Origin of the sequence: Microcoleus sp. B3-A4 (assembly GCF_036705385.1) — a bacterium.
Classification (GTDB): domain Bacteria; phylum Cyanobacteriota; class Cyanobacteriia; order Cyanobacteriales; family Microcoleaceae; genus Microcoleus.
On sequence record NZ_JAUBUI010000188.1, the window covers coordinates 1 to 2,503 of the forward strand.

3 protein-coding genes are annotated in these 2,503 nt (G+C 40.0%); 1 reads left to right on the forward strand and 2 read right to left on the reverse strand.

Translation table 11 applies throughout. The features are described 5' to 3' along the window. Both QUB33_RS29165 and QUB33_RS29170 read right to left on the reverse strand, forming a co-directional pair. Positions 1–218 (reverse strand): hypothetical protein (locus tag QUB33_RS29165; RefSeq protein ID WP_333358065.1); only part of this gene is annotated, 218 nt, incomplete at its 3' end. Then, a complete protein-coding gene (locus QUB33_RS29170) occupies positions 200–1,021 on the reverse strand; it encodes a restriction endonuclease (protein ID WP_333358068.1) in 822 nt (273 codons plus the stop codon). The genes QUB33_RS29170 and QUB33_RS29165, both read right to left, overlap by 19 nt. 338 nt (positions 1,022–1,359) lie before the next feature. Between QUB33_RS29170 and QUB33_RS29175 the strand changes: the two genes are divergently transcribed. Then, positions 1,360–2,502, forward strand: coding sequence for an IS4 family transposase (locus QUB33_RS29175; RefSeq protein ID WP_333358073.1), 1,143 nt, complete (start codon positions 1,360–1,362; stop codon positions 2,500–2,502). Position 2,503: the final 1 nt, after the last annotated feature.

Sequence of the window (2,503 nt, forward strand, 5' to 3'; positions counted from 1 at the left end):
GCAATGACTTTTTTCCGTGATGCTATATCTGCCCATTCTTGTGACTTATTTATGCCTTCTCTTATTCCCCAATCAAAGACCTGAATCCTTACAAAAAAAGAGCGATCGCCTAACTGTAGTATGCAGGCGATCGCTCCACCCACGTTCAAATATTCCTTGCGATCGATTGACTGATGCTCGATCCTTTCACAATAGAAGCTTAAATCTTTGTAAACCAATTAGCATCCACTTCCACAGACTCAATCATTTTTATCTTGACACCAAGCCCCAATTCTTTTAGCCGTTGAACTAACTGCTCACCATCAATCAAATCTATTGGGGGTGCGCCATCTCGTGTTGCTTCTTTGACAGCATCTCTGGTAAATGTCCCAGTTGTAATGAATAAACCTTTGTCGGTTCGTCCCTGCATTGCCCCACGGAAGTCTCTAATTTGACTAGCCGTAACCGAACCCTGATAGCGCTTGCACTGAAACAGAACATGAAAGCTCAAGAAACCACTAATACGGGCAATACCTACACCATCGATTCCACCATCGGCGGACTTACCTGTAACCTGTACTTGTATAAAGCCTGATTCACGTAGCAGGCGCTGTGCCAAACGCTCAAATGCAGAAGGTTCTAGTGATAGCAGTATTTGATGAAGTTGTTGATGCCATGCAACTTCTTCTAAAGTTTCAACTGCTACAAGATTTTCGTTTAAATTGTCTGCCTGCATCACCTTTTTCTTGTCAGTATCTCGAACCACCTTGACAATTTCTTTTGCATCCAGAATATCAAAATCTATAGATGTTGAAACGAAAGACCACACGCCACGTGAGGAATTTTGTAAAAGCCCGTATTTCTTCAAGTAAGTACGACTCCAACCAAGTCGATACTCAACAGCACTCTGGGATTTGTTTTTATGTGGGATATCCAGCACCTCGTCAGGTAAGTTGAGAATCTGCGCTACTCGGTCATAAATCTCTTCAGTAGTTCCCGAGCCCCCCAGCATTTGTAGAGCCTGGATTGTGGGCAAGAGCATTGAGTCAAATGTAGGGATTGAATGGGTAGCTCTGTCCATCTAAAATTGTTGATTTAATTTGTAAAACACTGCTTTTTTAATGAGAAACTGATGGCATCAAAATACTGACGGTCTATTGGCTGCTACCGTCATACATAATTTGCTAAATTGCGATCGGCTACATCTCTCGACGGAACAATCTAATAGCTTCACCAGCATCAGTTTCCGCCATCAAAATACAGCGTTTCATCAAATCTAGATCGAGGTTATTGAGTCCGGGTAGCTGGGGCAATACGGTTCACTTAAGGCTGAAAAAGTAGTAAACTAGGTATTAGGTACAAAAAAGGAAATCAAGGACAGTGCCTTTAAAAAAATTATTATTAGAATCTCCAAAGCTCAAAAGTAAGGAGATATTCAAAGCTATAGAGATAGCAATTCCATCAACAGCAATAGAAGCGGCGATTCTCAAAACAAAAGTTAAAGAAAAACGGCATCGCGGGCTACCATCACAACTGGTAGTATGTCTAATAATAGCAATGAGCCTGTGGTCAAAAGACTCTATGCGGGATGTGCTAAAAAATCTAATTGATTGCCTTAATGAAGTCGGGTTAAAAACTGGTAAATATTGGAAAATCCCATGTAAAGCAGCTATTAGTCAAGCCCGACAAAGATTAGGAGCAGGAGTAATGACACAGTTGTTTCATCAGTTGGTAAAACCAATGGCTACGGTTGAAACAGTAGGAGCTTTTCTCAAGGGATTGAGAATTATAGCGATAGATGGAACCTGCTTAGACATCCCAGACAGTGATGAAAATGCCAGAGTTTTTGGCCGTCCCGGGAGTCGTCTAGGTACAAGAGCTGCATTTCCAAAAGCTAGATTAGTCATTTTATTAGAAGCAGGAACACATTTAATATTCGATGCCTTAATCTGTCCATATAAGATAGGAGAAAGAGTAAGAGCGTTAAGATTATTACGCTCCGTTACCCAAGAAATGTTGTTGATGTGGGATAGAGGTTTACATTCCTATGCGATGGTAGAAGCTACTGTCAGTAAGGGTTGTGACTATTTAGGGCGAATTCCATCTAATGTTAAATTCACAAACGAAATACAACAAAAAGATGGTTCTTATTTGAGTTTGATTTATCCACCAGGCAAATTCCGAAAAAAAGGATTTCCACCTATAAAAATTAGAGTAGTCGAGTATAAAGTTGAAAATTTAGAGAAGCCGGAAGCCGAAACTAGATATCGTTTGATTACAAGTTTGTTGGATCCTAAAAAATTTCCCGCCAAGTTACTAGCTTGCGAATATCATCAAAGGTGGGAAGTCGAAAATACAATAGATGAACTCAAATTACATCTCTTAGAGCGAAAAACTCATATTCGTTCTCAAAGACCGAAGGAATTAGTGCAAGAAATTTATGGTCTATTAGACCTCTTGCAGAATTACTTTTATGTTATAGTCGAGGTTTGGCTTTTTGGAACTGCTAAATTTAACTCGTAGT

Bases quoted from the DNA above. Each gene is read 5' to 3' on its own strand.
- QUB33_RS29170 (WP_333358068.1), bottom strand. From the start codon at position 1,021: ATGCTCTTGCCCACAATCCAGGCTCTACAAATGCTGGGGGGCTCGGGA.